This is a genomic window from Geovibrio sp. ADMFC3 (assembly GCF_054687035.1).
The window spans coordinates 1532537-1548433 of sequence record NZ_BAAFZG010000002.1; the positions used below are offsets into that span (position 1 = coordinate 1532537).

A 15897-nucleotide genomic window follows, 5' to 3' on the forward strand; every position below is an offset into this window, starting at 1 on the left:
CATAAGCCCCCGCCGGATATAAAGACAACAATACTGCCGCCTTATTTAATTCTCAAGATTTACTATGTCATCGTACATGCGCTGAACATCATTTCTATGGCATGCCTCATCGCTTGCAAGCTTAAAGAAAACATCCCCTGCGGGCGTTCCTTTGAACTTTTCAGCCAGATCTTCATAGTATTTCACAGAGTTGTCTTCGTATCTGATAGCTATCAGAAGCACATCCTGCACTGTAAGTTCGCCTGTAACGACTTCGGGTTTTACACCTTGTCCTATCCCAAGCCCCTTCCAGCGGCAGCTCACATCAAGCCCAAGGTTCTCAAGAGAACCGGTGGCAAGAGCCTGCTCAATGATCTCGGTGTGCTTTTTCTTCTGCTCCATAAGGTCTTTTATAAGTTCCTTTGTGCTTAAGTCGCTCACCACATTAAGCAGCTTCTCATAAAACTCATAGGAGAGCGCCTTTTTTTCCTTAGCTTCTTCAAGAGCCTGTCTTACAGATACATCCATTTTTTACCCCGTTATACTGTAAGCGAACTTACAAGGTTTACGAAGAAAGAGGGAAAGAAACCAACAAGAACCACAAGCACTGCCGCTATAAAAGTAGCAACGAAGCTGGGAGCTTTGAGCGTAAGTTCTGTTTCGTATTCCGGCTCTTTAAAGTACATGAATATTGTAACTCTCATGTAGTAGTAGCACGCAAGGGCACTGTTAAGCACGCCTACGATAGCAAGCCAGTATATTTCAGCCTTGATAGCAGCTATAAAAATATAGAACTTGCCTACAAATCCCGCAAGCGGGGGAATGCCCGCAAGAGAGAACATGAAAAGAAGCATGGCAAGTGAAGCCAGAGGATTCTTTTTGGAAAGTCCAGCAAAGCTCTCTATTCTTTCATCATCGATCATGCCCTTGTTTTTAAGGAGACCGATTATTGTGAAAGCGCCAATATTCATGAAGCTGTATATAAGCATGTAAATTGTGATTGCTCTGAACCCTTCGGGTGTCATGGTCACAAGACCTATCAGCATGTAGCCCGCATGAGCTATGGCTGAGTAGGCAAGCATCCTCTTAACATTATCCTGAGCAAGCGCCACAAGGTTGCCGTATGTCATAGTGAGAACGGCAAGAATTGTGAAGAAAAGCGTCCACTGTTCGGAAGCAGGAGCTATTGCAACCCATGTAAAGCGGATAAGAGCGCCGAAGGCAGCCGCTTTGGGAGCAACAGTCATAAACCCTGCTATGGGAGTGGGTGAGCCTGTGTAAACATCCGGAGCCCACATATGGAAAGGAACTGCGGATATTTTGAACGCAAATCCAACAAGCATAAGCAGAAGACCGAACTTAATACCAAGTGAGCCGGTGTTGCCCTGAATGGCAGCGGCTATGTCGGTATATGTAAGGCTTCCTGTAAGTCCGTAGATGAACGTAAGCCCGTACAGGAAAAGACCTGAAGAGAATGCGCCCATGAGAAAGTATTTAACGCCCGCTTCGTTGGATTTGAGGCAATGCTTGTTAAAGCCGGCGAGAACATACATTGAAATCGCCATTGTCTCAAGACCCACATAGAAGATGGTGAGGTCGTTTGCACTTACCATAAACATCATACCGATGAGGCTGAAGAACATAACTATGTAGATCTCGCCTTTCAGCATGTTTTTATCTCTGAGATAATCTATTGAACCGAGGGTTGTCAGCGTGTAAGCCATAGCGAATATGAGAAAAAATACATAGCTGAAGTTGTCCCATATAAGCATGTTGTTGAAACCTATAAAAGGTCCCGCCGGGCTGAGCAGCGCTACAAGGGCAACGAAAGCTATGCCGAAGTAACCCACGCTCGCCTTCATCTTATCACCCGCTACAACATCTATAACGATAAGCACAAGAGCGAATATCGTCATCAGAATTTCGGGGTAAACAGTGATGATGTCGTTAAATAACTGTGGTGTCATCATCAGCCTCCTTATTTCATCGCCACGCCGGCAGTGAAAACCTGTTCAACAAGGTTTTTCACGCTCTCGTGCATATAGGATGTGAAAGTTTCGGGATATACACCCACCCAGAACACTATTATCAGGAGAGGCGTAATGTATATTATCTCTCTGAGGTTCATGTCCTTAAGTTTTTCCCAGCGGTTGTTGAGACCTTCATAAAGCACTCTCTGGTACATCCAGAGCATGTAAACAGCAGCGAAGATAACACCGCTGGCGGCGATTATCGCATAATCGCTGAATGCCTCAAATGCACCCACAAGAACAAGGAACTCGCCTATGAATGCTCCCATTCCGGGAAGACCGATAGAACCCATTGTGAATATAAGGAATATAGTCGCAAACAGTGGCACGCTTGCAGCGATACCGCCGTATTCGGATATTTCCCTGGTGTGGGTTCTTTCATATATTGCGCCGATAAGAAGGAACAGCGCTCCTGTGATTATACCGTGGTTAAACATCTGGAGAATGCCGCCTTCAATACCTGCCTGATTAACAGCGTAGATACCGAGAGTAACAAAACCCATGTGACTTACTGACGAGTAGGCAACAAGTTTCTTAATATCACTCTGCACCATAGCAACCAATGCTCCGTAAACTATCGCTATTACTGAAAGGATAGCCACGAAAGGCATGAAGCTTATGGAAGCTGCCGGAGTGATGGGAAGGCAGAATCTCAGAAAGCCGTAAGTACCCATCTTAAGCAGTACACCCGCAAGTATAACAGACCCTGCAGTGGGGGCTTCAACGTGTGCATCAGGAAGCCATGTATGAAGAGGGAACATGGGAACCTTGATTGCAAACCCGAGGAAGAACGCAAGGAATATAATGGTCTGGAAGCCGGTTGTGTATTTTACAGCCTGAGCAGTGATAGCCATTATATCGAATGTGTAAATCCCGGTGACTTCGCCGTGTTTGAAGAACAGGGCAATAATCGCAAGCATCATCAGAACTGAACCTGCAAGGGTGTAAAGGAAAAACTTAACCGCAGCGTATATTCTTCTTTTACCGCCCCATACACCGATTATCAGGTACATAGGTATCAGCATTGCTTCCCAGAAGATGTAGAAGAGGAAAAAGTCAAGGGCGAGAAATACGCCGACCATTCCAGTTTCCAGTACAAGCAGAGCGAGGTAGAACTCTCTCTGACGCTTCTGGATGTAAGTGAACGAACCAAGAACCGCAATCGCCGTAAGGAGGGTAGTAAGGAAAATCATGAGTATAGATATTCCGTCAACCCCTACATAATACTGAATACCCAGTGCAGGGATCCAGTCAGCCTTTTCAACAAACTGCATTGCAGCTGTTGTCTTATCAAATGAGGTCATCAGCGGTATAGTGAGGATGAACTCAATAATAGTAGCGATGAAGGCCGCCCACATTGTTGTTTTTCCGCCCCTGAAGAACAGGAAAATAACAAAAGCAGCAACCAGCGGGAAGAAAATCAGTATTGAAAGGATGTTTTCCATCATCTCTTAACTCCCCCTTATACCGTGTAGAATATTGTGAACAGTACAATCACGCCGACAACCATCGTGAAGATGTATGTCTGCATGCGTCCTGTCTGAAGGTGTCTTGCCACTCCGCCGATGAACATGGGCACTTTGCCGAATGCGTTTACGGTGAAGTCTATTACGTTTACATCAAAGCCTCTCCAGAGGAATCTGGAAATAGTCACTATGGGGAAAACGATAAGAGCGTCATAAAGCTCATCAAAGAACCACTTGTTGTAGAAAAACGTGTGGACAGGTTTGAAAGCCTTGACTGTTTTGCCCGGAAGCGAAGGTACTTTGATGTAGTAAAGCCAGCTTATGAATATACCCGCAGCTGCAACCACTATGGAGAGTATCATCAGCATAAGAGCGGTTGAATGCTCAAGATGGTGAGGATGCGCTCCTTCAGGAGTAAGAACCGGCCCGAGGAAATGGTGTATAAAGCCGTTTTCAAGGGGATAACCGAACACTGCACCCGCCAGAACTGAAAGAATGGCAAGGAATACAAGGGGACCGGTCATCGTAGCGGGAGATTCGTGCGCATGGTCGTGCATATGCTGGTTTCTGGGTGTTCCTTCAAACACAAGGAAGAAGGAGCGGAACATATAGAAAGCTGTCATGCCCGCAACAACTGTCGCCACGAACCAGGGGAACATGTGACCGTTTGCGAAGGTCATGGCAAGGATTTCATCCTTAGACCAGAAGCCCGCAAGGGGAGGAATACCTGCAATGGCAATACAGCCCACAAGGTATGTCCAGTATGTAATAGGCATCTTCTTTTTAAGCCCGCCCATCTTTCTTACGTCAAGGTCGTTGTGCATAGCGTGCATAACTGAACCGGAGCAAAGGAAGAGAAGACCTTTGAAGAATGCGTGTGTGAACAGGTGGAAAATACCCGCAACATAAGCACCCACACCTGTAGCCATAATCATGTAGCCAAGCTGTGAAACTGTTGAGTAAGCAAGTATTCTTTTAAGGTCATACTGTGTAAGACCTATAGTGGCTCCGAGGAACGCAGTGAACATACCTACATACACAACAACCATGCTGGTGATGTGTGCTTCGGAGAACAGAGCATTGCAGCGTGCAACCATGTAGACCCCTGCTGTAACCATCGTAGCGGCGTGGATAAGAGCCGAAACGGGTGTGGGACCTTCCATAGCGTCGGGAAGCCATGTGTGAAGCGGGAACTGGGCTGATTTACCCATAGCACCGCAGAAGAGACCAAGCGTCATAAGGTCAATCAGGCTGAACTGCATGCCGAACACTGTATATGTGTTGGCTTTGATTGCCTGAATAGCCTCATACTGGAAAGCATCGCTATAGTTAAGACCCTGAAAGGTTACGATAACAAGCAGCAGACCTATATAGAAACCGAAGTCTCCGATCCTGTTCATTACGAATGCTTTCTTACATGCGTCAGCGGCACTCTTCTTATAGAACCAGAAGCCGATAAGCAGGTATGATGAAAGACCCACAAGCTCCCAGCCCACGAAAAGCATGAGGAAGTTGTTCCCCATAACAAGTATGAGCATTGAGAAGGTGAATATTGAAAGATAAGTGAAGAATCTCCAATAACCTTCGTCATCGTGCATATATCCCATTGAGTAGATGTGAACCATCGTACTGACAGTTGTAACTACTATAAGCATTATTGCGGTAAGCGGGTCCACAAGTATTCCGAAGGGAATATTGAACTTGCCCGCGGCAACCCAGTTATATAGGGTGGCATCCACACTGTGTCCGCCCATCACCCTGAAAAAAGTGATGATAGACACAATCCATGAAAGACCGACACCCGCAATCGCAACAAAATGTGCGTTATTTTTGATGTAGAGCCTTCCGAACAGACCGTTGATAAGAAAAGCAACCAACGGCCCGAGAAGTATCAAGACCTCCAAATGCATATCCTACCCCTATCCTCTCATAATATTAAGTTCTTCGGCATTAATAGTCTGTTTATTTCTGAACAGACTGATAATGAGCGCGAGTCCCACTGCGGCCTCCGCAGCGGCAACCGCCATGACGAAGACTATGAAAATCTGTCCGGTCATATCCTGCAGATAGTTGGAAAATGCCGCAAGGTTGATGTTCACCGCATTAAGCATAAGCTCCAGCGACATAAACATAACGATGAGGTTTTTCCTTATCAGCACCCCGGTCATCCCAAGGGCGAATATAACCGCGCTGAGTATAAGGTAATGAGCCAGCGTCAATTCCATAATCCCCTCCTAGTCCTTTCTTGCTATTACGATGGCACCGATCATCGCAACAAGAAGAAGAAGGGAAGCGATTTCAAAGGGTACCAGATATTTAGTGAACAATACGTTTCCGTATGCTCTTACGTTGTTCATGCCTTCGGCGTAGGGGAGCGGTCCGATTGTACCGTTTTTGAAGATACCTGAACTCCATACGGTTATTGCTATCTGGAAGAAGACCACAATCGAAACAGCCGATCCGATTATGTATTTGGCAGGCATTCTTATAAAACCGCCCGCACGGGGGTTAAGAAGCATAACCACGAAAAGGTACAGAACCAGAATAGCCCCTGCGTATACGAGAACCTGAATCGCCGCAACAAATTCAGCACCAAGCTGAACAAAGATTCCGGCGACGCTGAAAAAAGTAAGAAGCATCCAGAGCGCCGAGTGAACCGGATTCTCACGGGTAATGACACCGAGAGCCGAAACCACCGCCAAAACCGCAAGAATGTAAAATGCAACCTGCGCCATCATAACTGCTCTCCTTTAGCCTGTGCGTTTGCCAGTTCCTTTTTGTAGTTTTCTGAAAGAGTTTTCATGTTTATCACATAATTATCTCTTGTGGAGTCTGTTGTGTGATAATCACGTCCCATGTGAACAGCATCAACCGGACATGCCTCTTCGCAGTAACCGCAGTAAATGCAGCGGGAAAGGTCTATTTCGTATTTACGGATAAGCCTTTCACCGTTAGGTCCGCAGTCTGTCACTATGTGTATGCACTCGGAAGGGCATACTTTCTGACAGAGGTAGCAGCCAACACATTTTGTAGCGCCGTTTTCATGGGTTTTAATGTACTGTACCCCCCTGAATCTGGGGAAAATAGGAGTATCCTCGTAGGGGTACTTGTACGTAATTTTCTTTTTGAACAAATGTTTCAGAGTAATTCCCAGACCCTGAAAAATTTCAGTCAAGAGCAGAGTATCGAATATATTTTTCATGCCTCACCCCTACCTGACAATGTGTACTACGATTGCGGTTATCATAAGATTCGCAAGCGCAATAGGTATAAGTACCTTCCAGCCGAGGCTCATAAGCTGGTCAAAGCGGAGTCTGGGGAGAGTCGCCCTAAGCCAGAGGAAGATAAACATTATGAACAGAACCTTGATTACGAACCATACCAGCGGAGGCAGGAAAGGTCCGTTCCATCCGCCAAGGAACATAACCGTGGCGATTGTGGAAACAAGGTACATATTTGCGTATTCCCCAAGGAAGAACAGAGCAAATTTCATTGAAGAGTATTCCACATGGAAACCCGCAACGATTTCTGTTTCTGCTTCCGCAAGGTCAAAGGGAGCCCTGTTTGTTTCGGCGACAGCTGCTATAACGTAAACCACGAAAGCGACTATCTGCGGAACAACGAACCACATACCCGTCTGAGCGAGTGTGATTTCCCTGAGAGAAAGCGAACCAGCCAGAAGAACAGGAGCGACAAGGGCAAGTCCCATAGCCGTTTCGTAGCTCAATACCTGTGCTGATGAACGCAAACTTCCAAGAAGGGCGTACTTTGAATTTGAAGCCCAGCCTGACATAATAACACCGTAAGTACCGACGGAGGATATAGCCAGAACATAAAGAAGACCGATGTTAAGGTCCGTTATATAGGGCTTTATCTCCATGCCGAACATTGTGAAATTATCGGCGAAGGGTATTACGGCAAATCCCGCCAGAGCCGGAACCATCGTAAGCAAGGGAGCTATGATGAACACCGGTCTGTCGACCATATCGGGTGTAAGATCTTCCTTTGCAATCAGCTTCACCGCATCTGCGATGGGCTGGAGAAGACCGTAAGGTCCGGTATGAGTCGGTCCCAGACGTACCTGCATTGCACCTATAACCTTACGCTCGGCATATGTCATGTATGCCACCGCGAGGAGGATTACAGTTACAATGATCAGTATCTTGATTATTGTGAAAACTATAGGGAGCAACATTCCTCTACCTCATATATCTTTAATGTCTTTCAACCTTTTTTACCCAGAGACACTTTATGGTATCTGCCTTTTCCGAAGATTTCCGCCGTGCCGGCATAGTCTTCAGGCAGTGCCACGCAGCCTTTCGTCATGTGTTTTTCCACATGAGTTTTGAAAGTCTTAGTGATCCCCGCCGCACTCACACTTACAGATGAGCCGTCCTCAAGTCCGAGTTCTTCGGCATCTGCCGGAGAAATCTCAAGCTTAGCCTCGCCGTAAACCTTGGCAAGGTCAGGAGACCATCTTGTATACGAGCCGGAATGGAGTCTGAGTGATGAGGGGTAGAGGAAGTATTTACCCTCTCCCGCAGCCGCTTTCGCAGGTTTTGCAAATTCGCCTGTTACCGCATCCGCATAGCTTACAAGACCGCCGTCAAAATCGACATCCTTGTAAAGAGAAACCTCTTTGCGGATAAGCTCTCTGATTTCACATGAGCATGAGGGAAGCGCCTTGCCGAGTTTTTCAGCCAGAGCAGCGATAACTTCCGCATCGGTTTTAAGACCTTTGCAGAGTGCCTTATTGACTGACTGAACTCTTCCTTCAAGGTTAGTAAAGCTGCCGTCTTTCTCTGCATATGTTGCTACAGGGATATAAACGGTGGCTTTCTTTGCGGTTTCACTCATGAACGGGTCTGTAACTGCGAGAAGCTCAAGTGAATCCAGTGAAAGATCCGCCCAGCCAGTCCTCACGGAAGGGTTTTCACCCAGACATATGAGAGCTTTTATTGTTTTGTTCTGTATTCCTTCTTTAAGCTTTGCCGCATCCAGAGCGCCCATATCGAGGACACCCTGTGAGTTCGCCTTGGCTCTTGCTGCGGTTACTTTAAGTGCGGGAATCTGTTTTTTCAGTTCTGATACGAACCAGAGATCCGCCTGATTGTATGGATTGTAAACTACAACAGGTTTTTCGGCTTTTTTAAGAACCTCAAGAACCGAAGCCTCTTCGCCCTGAGCTTCAACCAGCCTTGTCATGCTTGCGTAAACTTCATCGGGATTTCCGGTGAATTGTTTTGTCACAAGTCTCTTAAGAGCTGTTTCAGAAGGATAGAAGACATAAAGAGCAGCTTCATTTTTTCTTGCCGCAGCTCTTACTGCAAGACCGAGTATCGGGTTTGCTTCTGTTACATCAAGGTTGAGAACGGCAACAGCGTCACTGGTTTCGATGTCAGCATATGTGGCATCGGGGAATGAGCTGTGGGGTTCAACCGCATACATTCCGGCAGTGCCTAGCACATCTTTGGCAAGCTTGTTCGCAAGGAACGCTTCCTCGTTTGTGAGCCTCGGTGAGACAAGAACCGCAACGGAATCAGCACCGTGCTGTGCTTTTATGCTTTTCACTTTCTCTGCAACTGTAACAACAGCCTGTTCAAAGTCAGCCTCAGCAGCTTCGCCGGCAGCTTTAATCTTGGCGGATGTCTCCCTCTTTACGCTGTTTACAAATTCAAAGCCGAATCTGCCCTTAGCGCAGAGGTTGCCGTGGTTGGCGCCTTTGTCGGGCACTTCACCCATTCTGTAAAGTTCGTTGCCTTCTGTTTCAAGCTCTATGTAGCAGCCGCAGCCGCAAAGACCGCATATTGAATCTGTTTTTTCAAGATTCCACGGTCTGTTTTTGAAGAGATATACTCTGTTGTTGAGAGAACCCACGGGGCATACGCTGATACACTGTCCGCAGAATTCGCAGTTCCATGGCTGATCAAAAGCGGTTCCGATCATCGTTTCCATGCCGCGGTTGATGAAGCTTATCGCCTGTATGTTCACCACCTCATCACAGATCCTTACGCAGCGTCCGCAGAGTACGCATCTGTCAATATCCCTTTCAATAAAGGGGTTTGTGTGGTCAACCGGTGTATCGGCGGGAGTTGCTTCAAAGCGGACTTTGGTCAGCCCTACTTCGTAAGTGAGATCCTGAAGAGTACATTCACCGCCCTTATCGCACACAGGGCACTCAAGGGGGTGGTTCACAAGCAGAAGCTCAATTACTGTTTTTCTGATCCTCTGGAGCTTTTCAGTATTGGTGAGGATATCCATATCGGGAGCAACGGGAGTAGTACACGCTGTCATAAGCCTGGGGTTGCCCACAGCCTCAATAAGGCATACTCTGCACGCTCCGAAAGGATTCAGACGGGCATCATGGCAGAGAACGGGTATGTGAACCCCTGCCTTTTCCGCCGCCTGAAGGATTGTGTAATCCTTCGGGACCTCAACCTGTATTCCGTCTATTTTCAAGGTTACCATCTGCATATCCTTATCCCTTAATCTATTGAGTTGAACGGACAGTTCACTATGCACTCACGGCACTTAACGCACTTTGCTTTATCAATGTACGCATACTGTCCCTTCTCCCATGTGATTGCGTCAACAGGGCAGACCTTCTTGCAGATACCGCATTTTTTGCATCTTTCATCCACAACAACGAACTCAATGAGTTCGGGACATTCCCTTGCCGGACATTTCTGCTTATAGATGTGCGCCTCGTACTCATCCCTGAAGTACCTGATGGTGGTAAGGATCGGGTTCGGAGCTGTCTGCCCCAGACCACAGAGAGAAGAGATCTTGATATCGTTCGCAAGAGCCTCAAGCCTCTCTATATCTCCTTCCTTTCCTTTACCTGCTGTTATCCTGTCGAGGATATCAAGCATGGTTTTTGTTCCCACACGGCAGGGTATGCATTTTCCGCATGACTCCCTCTGTGTGAAAGTAAGGAAGAACTGAGCCACGTTCACCATACAGTTTGTTTCATCAAGAACAACTACGCCTCCGGAACCCATCATGGCTCCTGCCGCAATGAGTGAGTCGTAGTCAATTTTTGTATCAAGGTGCGCTTCAGTAAGACAGCCGCCGGAGGGACCGCCGAGCTGAACGGCTTTGAATTTTCTTTTCTTGGGTATACCGCCGCCGACTTCAAAAATAAGCTCACTAACAGTAATACCCATGGGAACTTCAATAAGACCTGTGGACTTAACCTTGCCTGAAAGGGCGAAGATTTTGGTTCCCTTGGACTTTTCAGTTCCGATGTTAGCATACCAGTCAGCCCCGTTAAGGATAATAACCGGAAGGTTGGCAAATGTTTCAACGTTGTTAACGTTTGAAGGCTTCTGCCAGAGACCTTTTACAGCGGGGAATGGGGGTCTGGATCTGGGCATCCCTCTTTCGCCTTCAATTGAGGCTATGAGAGCTGTTTCCTCACCGCAGACGAAAGCGCCCGCTCCCTCTTTCAGCTTGAGATGGAACTCAAAGCCGCTTCCGAGAACGTTATCGCCGAGGTAGCCTGCTTTTTCGGCGTCTACAAGGGCTTTTTTAACCCTTTTTATTGCAAGGGGATATTCCGCACGGCAATAGATATAGCCTTCTTTGCAGCCTATTGCGTAAGCTGCGATAAGCATGCCTTCTATAACAGCGTGGGGGTTACCCTCGATGATTGACCTGTCCATGAATGCGCCGGGGTCACCCTCATCTGCATTACAGATAAGATATTTGAGATCTCCCGGAGAATTACGGCAGAAAGTCCATTTAAGACCAGTGGGGAAACCGCCGCCCCCTCTGCCTCTGAGACCTGATTTTTTGACCTCATCAATAACCTCTTCGGAGGTCATTTTAAGGGTCTTCTTCAGAGCATCATAGCCGCCGTGGGCTATGTAATCCTCAAGGCTGTCCGGATCAACTTTTCCGCAGTCATTGAGAACATAACGCTTCTGTTTATCATAAAATTCAAAATAGTCTTTTTTTGCTGCCCATTTAGTGACAACCTCACCGCCAACAATGTGTTCCTCAATAATTGTGGGAACCATTTCCGCAGTAACATGTTCATAAGTGATAGGTCCCTTGCCGGGTACATACACGTCAATAAGAACATCTCTGGCGCAGAGCCCCCTGCATCCGGTCTGTTTAGCCTTGCAGTTGCGCTCTTTGACATCGGTGTTTGTCAGGCCGCGTTTTTCAAACTCGCTGTTAAGGGCAGCCATAACGGCTTCACCGCCGGAGGCTACTCCCGCGGTTCCCATACATACGTGTACTTCTATCTGTTCGACTTTATACTCGCTCATAGCCTGTCCCTACTCATCCATCTTACCGGAGGCATAATCCCTGAATATATTTCTGGATTCCTCGGGTGTAAGGTTACCGTGAGTTTTATCGTTCACCATAATAACGGGCGCCATTCCGCAGGCTCCGATACAGGAAACTTCCTCAAGAGTGAAGATTTTGTCCGGATCCGTCTCACCGTTTCTGATTCCGAATTCCTCAAAAACAACCTCTGAGATCCTTCCGGAACCTTTAACGTGGCATGCCGTACCCCTGCAAACCCTGATAACGTATTTGCCTCTGGGTTTGGTATAAAACTGTGCGTAAAATGTAATTACGCCGTAGAGGGTGTGTGATGAGATATTGAGGTTTTCACCCACTCTCTCCACAAGTTCTTTATAAAGGTAGCCGTAGGCATCCTGAACCTTCTGGAGAACAGGGATAGTGGCGCCTTTTGCCCCAGCGTACTGAGCGCAGATAGCGTCGCACTTAGTCCAGTCAAGTTCCTCAGGGGTTCTTTCCTGTACCTCTTCGACAACCGCTTTAACTTCCGCCATAATAAGCCCCCTTACCTGTCTATCTCGCCGAGAACAACGTCGTTCGTACCGATGATGGCAACAAGGTCAGCAAGCATGTGTCCCTGAGCCATGTGGTTAAGAACGCCGAGGTTAACGTAGGAAGGAGCGCGTATTTTAAGTCTGTAGGGTCTTTCTTCGCCTTCACTGACGATGTAGAACCCAAGCTCGCCTTTGGGCGCTTCAATACCCTGATATGTTTCGCCTTTGGGAGGGCGAAATCCTTTTGAGATCAGATAGAATCTTCTGATCAATGATTCCATTCTCTCATAAACGTCCTCATGAGCTGGCATAGCCACTCTGGGGTCGTCAGTCATAATGGGTCCTTCAGGGAGATTTTCAAGGGCCTGAGCAACGATTTTATTCGCTTCACGAAGCTCTTTCATTCTTACTTTATAACGTGCGTATGTATCCCCTTCGGACTGTGTGGGTATTTCAAACTGGAATTTGTCATAACAGCAGTACGGTTCGTCACGTCTGAGGTCGAAGTCGATACCTGCACCTCTCATGAGGGGACCGCTTGTACCGTAATCCTGAGCATCGTCAGCATTGAGCATACCGATGCCTATGGTTCTCATTTTCCAGATTCTGTTATTGGTCAGGAGGTTTTCGTAAAGATCAACGAATCCGTCAAACTCATCAACAAAGTCTTTGGCAAGCTTGAAGAACTCTTCGGGAGCATCAGCACGTACGCCGCCGATCCTGATCCATGAGCTGGTCATCCTCTGACCTGTGGCGCACTCGAACATATCAAGAACGCGCTCCCTTTCACGGAAGGCGTAGAGGAAAACTGTCATTGCGCCTATGTCAAGAGCGTGGGTAGCGATCCACACAAGGTGGCTTGCAACACGGGCAAGTTCAGCATAGATAACTCTCATGTAGTCCGCTCTTTCGGGTATTTTAACACCGAAGAACTTTTCTACAGCAAGGCAGTAGGCAAGATTGTTGGACAAAGGCGAAAGGTAGTCAAGCCTGTCCGTAAGAGGTATAAACTGATGATAAGTCCTGTTTTCCGCAAGCTTTTCAGTTCCTCTGTGAAGGTAACCCACATCAGGAGTTACGTTTACTATTGTTTCGCCGTCAAGATCGACAACAAGTCTCAAAACCCCGTGTGTACTGGGGTGCTGAGGTCCCATGTTGACCGTAACTATTTCGGCTACGTTATTGTTCATGTTCTGCATAACCGTCTCCAACCCCTTATTTGGTGAACTTGATACCGAGATTCTGCTCGTCAGTTTTGTTGAACCACTTCCTCTCTTTAAGGGGGAAGTCTTTCCTGAGCGGGTGTCCTTCAAAGAAGTCGGGGAGAAGAACTCTTCTGAGGTCCGGGTGACCTTCAAAAACTATTCCCATAAGGTCATACTCTTCTCTTTCCATGAAGTTAGCTCCCTTCCATATATCAGTTATAGTGGGGAAGACATGATCGGGTCTTGAAAGCTTTACAAACACCCTGAGTTTGTTTTCAATTGAAAAAAGGTTGTTTGTGACTTCAAATTTGTCTGTTTTTTTAGGCCAGTGGGTAGCCACGACATCCACCATGTATTTGAAGGAGAATTTCTCTTTCAATGTGCGGTGGAGTTCTTTATATACAGCTTCATCCTTAATCCTGATAAAGTTACAGCCGAACTGAGTGTAACAGTTCAGCTTGCCGGGAAAAAGCTGTTCAAGCTGTGTGGTTAATTCGCTGAAATTCATCGCCGCCCCCTATTTCCTTGTCACTTTTTCAGTCATGATTTTCTTCTGAAGTGCAACTATGGCATCCAGAAGAGCTTCAGGACGGGGAGGACAGCCGGGAACGTAAAAATCCACCGGAAGGATTTCATCAACCCCCTGAACGGTGGAGTAGGTATCGTATATACCGCCGCTTGTAGCGCAGCTTCCCATTGCTATACACCATTTTGGTTCGGGCATCTGATCCCAGACCTTGCGTACGATGGGAGCCATTTTTCTTGTAACTGTTCCTGCTACGATCATAAGATCCGCCTGACGAGGTGTGGCACGGAAAATTATTCCGAGCCTGTCAAGGTCGTGTTTTGCGGCCCCTGTCGCCATCATTTCAATAGCGCAACAGGCAAGACCGAATGTAACAGGCCAGATAGAAGATTTTCTGCCCCAGTTGATAACACTGTCAACCGTGGTGGTGATAACGTTATCAGGCAGTTTGTTTGTGATTACACCCATTCCAATGCTCCTTTCTTCCACTCATACAGGAAGCCGATGACAAGGATTATCAGGAAGAGGAACATAGCCACGAGTCCGTACAGCCCGATATCTCCGAAAGCCACTGCCCACGGATAAAGAAACACTATTTCCACATCGAAGAGAACAAAAAGCAGGGCGACTATATAGAACCTGACATTGTACCTTTTTCTGGCGTCCGAAAACTCCGGCATACCGCACTCGTACACGGAGCTTTTGACCTTGTCGTACTTTTTCGGACGTATAAGACCGCCCACAAACATCATGATGGCGCCTATTGCGCCTGCAATCAGCATAAGGATTGCGACTGGCAAATACTCATTCATACCACACCTCTGTATTTTGTATACAGTATGCAATGTCTATCATACCGTATCACCACTGTCAACAAGAAACATCGTTTTACAGATCAAAGGAATTGGCGTTTTCGGGGTAGCGTAAACCAATAGAGAGTATAGGTTTTCCCTATACTATTTCAGTATCAGGAGCCTCTCTCTCAGAAGCTCCATTTCATGAGGTATAGGAGCGCAAAAATCACATTCTTTTTGAACAAAAGGGCTTTTAAAAGTCAGTTTCCACGAGTGTAAAGCCTGCCTTTCAATTTTGTAACCCCTGTTATGTTTTCCGCCATAGAGGGAATCGTCAAGTATCGGATGTCCAATATGAGCTGCATGAACACGTATCTGATGGGTGCGTCCTGTGTATATATGGACCTCTGCAAGAAAGGCATTTTTATAACGTTCTTTTACGATAAATTTGCTTTTTGCAGAACGCCCGTCCTCTCTGACAGCCATCTTTTTGCGGTCTGCGGGGTGTCTGCCGATGGGTTCGTCAACAACCATTGTATCAAACTGCGGAGTCCCCCAACAGAAAGCGAGATAGCGTTTGTCCACGGTGCGGTTCAGAAAAAGAGATGAAAGCTTCTCTCTGGCATCTCTGTTTCTCGCAACGAGAATCAGCCCTGAGGTGTCCCTGTCAAGCCTGTGGACTATGCCCGGGCGGAAGTCGTTATAGTCCTCTATCTTATAGCGGTAGAGAAGTCCGTTCACCAGAGTTCCGTCCGGCGACCCGGGAGCAGGGTGAACCGTTACCCCGGCGGGTTTGTTCACCACTATCATGTTCTCATCCTCATATATAACATCAAAATCAACCGGCTGAGGTTCAAGGCTGGGGACTTCCTCAACTGGGATCTCCATACGTATGAGATCCCCCTTCTTGACTTTAAGGGATTTAGCAGGGATACGCCCGTTGACCTCAACCAGCCCCTCCTCAATAACCTCTGCGGCAAAGCTTCTGCTTCTGCCGGAGACAGAGGCGAGGAGGACATCAAGCCGTGTCCCCGCCTCCTCAGCCGTAAACTCTACTACTTCTGCAATGTCATCTGTAAAGCGCATT

General features: G+C 47.1%; 16 protein-coding genes. All 16 read right to left on the reverse strand.

From position 1 onward, the window contains the following. Nucleotides 1-45 precede the first annotated feature (45 nt). The 16 genes from ACYRYY_RS07690 to ACYRYY_RS07765 all read right to left on the reverse strand — a co-directional run bounded on the left by ACYRYY_RS07690 (nucleotide 46) and on the right by ACYRYY_RS07765 (nucleotide 15896). Nucleotides 46-507 carry a rubrerythrin gene (locus tag ACYRYY_RS07690; RefSeq protein ID WP_460215026.1) on the reverse strand — a complete coding sequence of 154 codons (462 nt, stop codon included), beginning with the start codon at nucleotides 505-507 and terminating at the stop codon, nucleotides 46-48. An 11-nt stretch (nucleotides 508-518) separates the two neighbouring features. After that, the gene (locus tag ACYRYY_RS07695; RefSeq protein WP_460215027.1) at nucleotides 519-1949 is read right to left on the reverse strand and encodes an NADH-quinone oxidoreductase subunit N; all 1431 of its coding nucleotides are present in this window, start codon (nucleotides 1947-1949) and stop codon (nucleotides 519-521) included. An 8-nt stretch (nucleotides 1950-1957) separates the two neighbouring features. Next, complete coding sequence (locus ACYRYY_RS07700) at nucleotides 1958-3457, reverse strand: NADH-quinone oxidoreductase subunit M (protein ID WP_460215028.1); 1500 nt, start codon at nucleotides 3455-3457, stop codon at nucleotides 1958-1960. Between the two features lie 14 nt (nucleotides 3458-3471). Continuing rightward, nucleotides 3472-5385 carry an NADH-quinone oxidoreductase subunit L gene (gene nuoL / locus ACYRYY_RS07705; RefSeq protein ID WP_460215029.1) on the reverse strand — a complete coding sequence of 638 codons (1914 nt, stop codon included), beginning with the start codon at nucleotides 5383-5385 and terminating at the stop codon, nucleotides 3472-3474. Nucleotides 5386-5394: 9 nt separating this feature from the next. Next, complete coding sequence (nuoK, locus tag ACYRYY_RS07710) at nucleotides 5395-5700, reverse strand: NADH-quinone oxidoreductase subunit NuoK (RefSeq protein ID WP_206617486.1); 306 nt, start codon at nucleotides 5698-5700, stop codon at nucleotides 5395-5397. Between the two features lie 9 nt (nucleotides 5701-5709). Then, nucleotides 5710-6210, reverse strand: coding sequence for an NADH-quinone oxidoreductase subunit J (locus ACYRYY_RS07715; protein ID WP_460216468.1), 501 nt, complete (start codon nucleotides 6208-6210; stop codon nucleotides 5710-5712). Beyond that, nucleotides 6210-6677, reverse strand: a complete 468-nt coding sequence (gene nuoI, locus ACYRYY_RS07720; protein WP_460215030.1) for an NADH-quinone oxidoreductase subunit NuoI — start codon at nucleotides 6675-6677, stop codon at nucleotides 6210-6212. Before nuoI ends, ACYRYY_RS07715 begins: the two co-directional genes overlap by 1 nt. A 9-nt stretch (nucleotides 6678-6686) precedes the next feature. After that, nucleotides 6687-7670 carry an NADH-quinone oxidoreductase subunit NuoH gene (nuoH, locus tag ACYRYY_RS07725; RefSeq protein WP_460215031.1) on the reverse strand — a complete coding sequence of 328 codons (984 nt, stop codon included), beginning with the start codon at nucleotides 7668-7670 and terminating at the stop codon, nucleotides 6687-6689. A 29-nt stretch (nucleotides 7671-7699) separates the two neighbouring features. Further along, a complete protein-coding gene (locus tag ACYRYY_RS07730; RefSeq protein WP_460215032.1) occupies nucleotides 7700-9943 on the reverse strand; it encodes a molybdopterin-dependent oxidoreductase in 2244 nt (747 codons plus the stop codon). 17 nt (nucleotides 9944-9960) lie between these two features. Next, complete coding sequence (nuoF, locus tag ACYRYY_RS07735; protein WP_460215033.1) at nucleotides 9961-11751, reverse strand: NADH-quinone oxidoreductase subunit NuoF; 1791 nt, start codon at nucleotides 11749-11751, stop codon at nucleotides 9961-9963. A 9-nt stretch (nucleotides 11752-11760) separates the two neighbouring features. Then, entirely contained in the window at nucleotides 11761-12285 is a 525-nt protein-coding gene (gene nuoE, locus ACYRYY_RS07740) for an NADH-quinone oxidoreductase subunit NuoE (RefSeq protein WP_460215034.1), read from the reverse strand. An 11-nt stretch (nucleotides 12286-12296) separates the two neighbouring features. After that, nucleotides 12297-13475 (reverse strand): NADH dehydrogenase (quinone) subunit D, encoded by a 1179-nt coding sequence (nuoD, locus tag ACYRYY_RS07745; RefSeq protein WP_460216469.1) that lies wholly within the window; start codon nucleotides 13473-13475, stop codon nucleotides 12297-12299. A gap of 25 nt (nucleotides 13476-13500) precedes the next feature. Beyond that, entirely contained in the window at nucleotides 13501-13998 is a 498-nt protein-coding gene (locus tag ACYRYY_RS07750; RefSeq protein WP_460215035.1) for an NADH-quinone oxidoreductase subunit C, read from the reverse strand. 9 nt (nucleotides 13999-14007) lie between these two features. Beyond that, on the reverse strand, nucleotides 14008-14484 hold the full coding sequence (locus ACYRYY_RS07755) for a NuoB/complex I 20 kDa subunit family protein (protein ID WP_460215036.1): 477 nt from the start codon (nucleotides 14482-14484) through the stop codon (nucleotides 14008-14010). After that, the gene (locus ACYRYY_RS07760) at nucleotides 14475-14768 is read right to left on the reverse strand and encodes an NADH-quinone oxidoreductase subunit A (RefSeq protein WP_460216471.1); all 294 of its coding nucleotides are present in this window, start codon (nucleotides 14766-14768) and stop codon (nucleotides 14475-14477) included. The genes ACYRYY_RS07755 and ACYRYY_RS07760 overlap by 10 nt, the downstream gene beginning before the upstream one ends. Nucleotides 14769-14972: 204 nt before the next feature. Next, nucleotides 14973-15896, reverse strand: a complete 924-nt coding sequence (locus ACYRYY_RS07765) for an RluA family pseudouridine synthase (RefSeq protein ID WP_460215037.1) — start codon at nucleotides 15894-15896, stop codon at nucleotides 14973-14975. Nucleotide 15897: the final 1 nt, after the last annotated feature.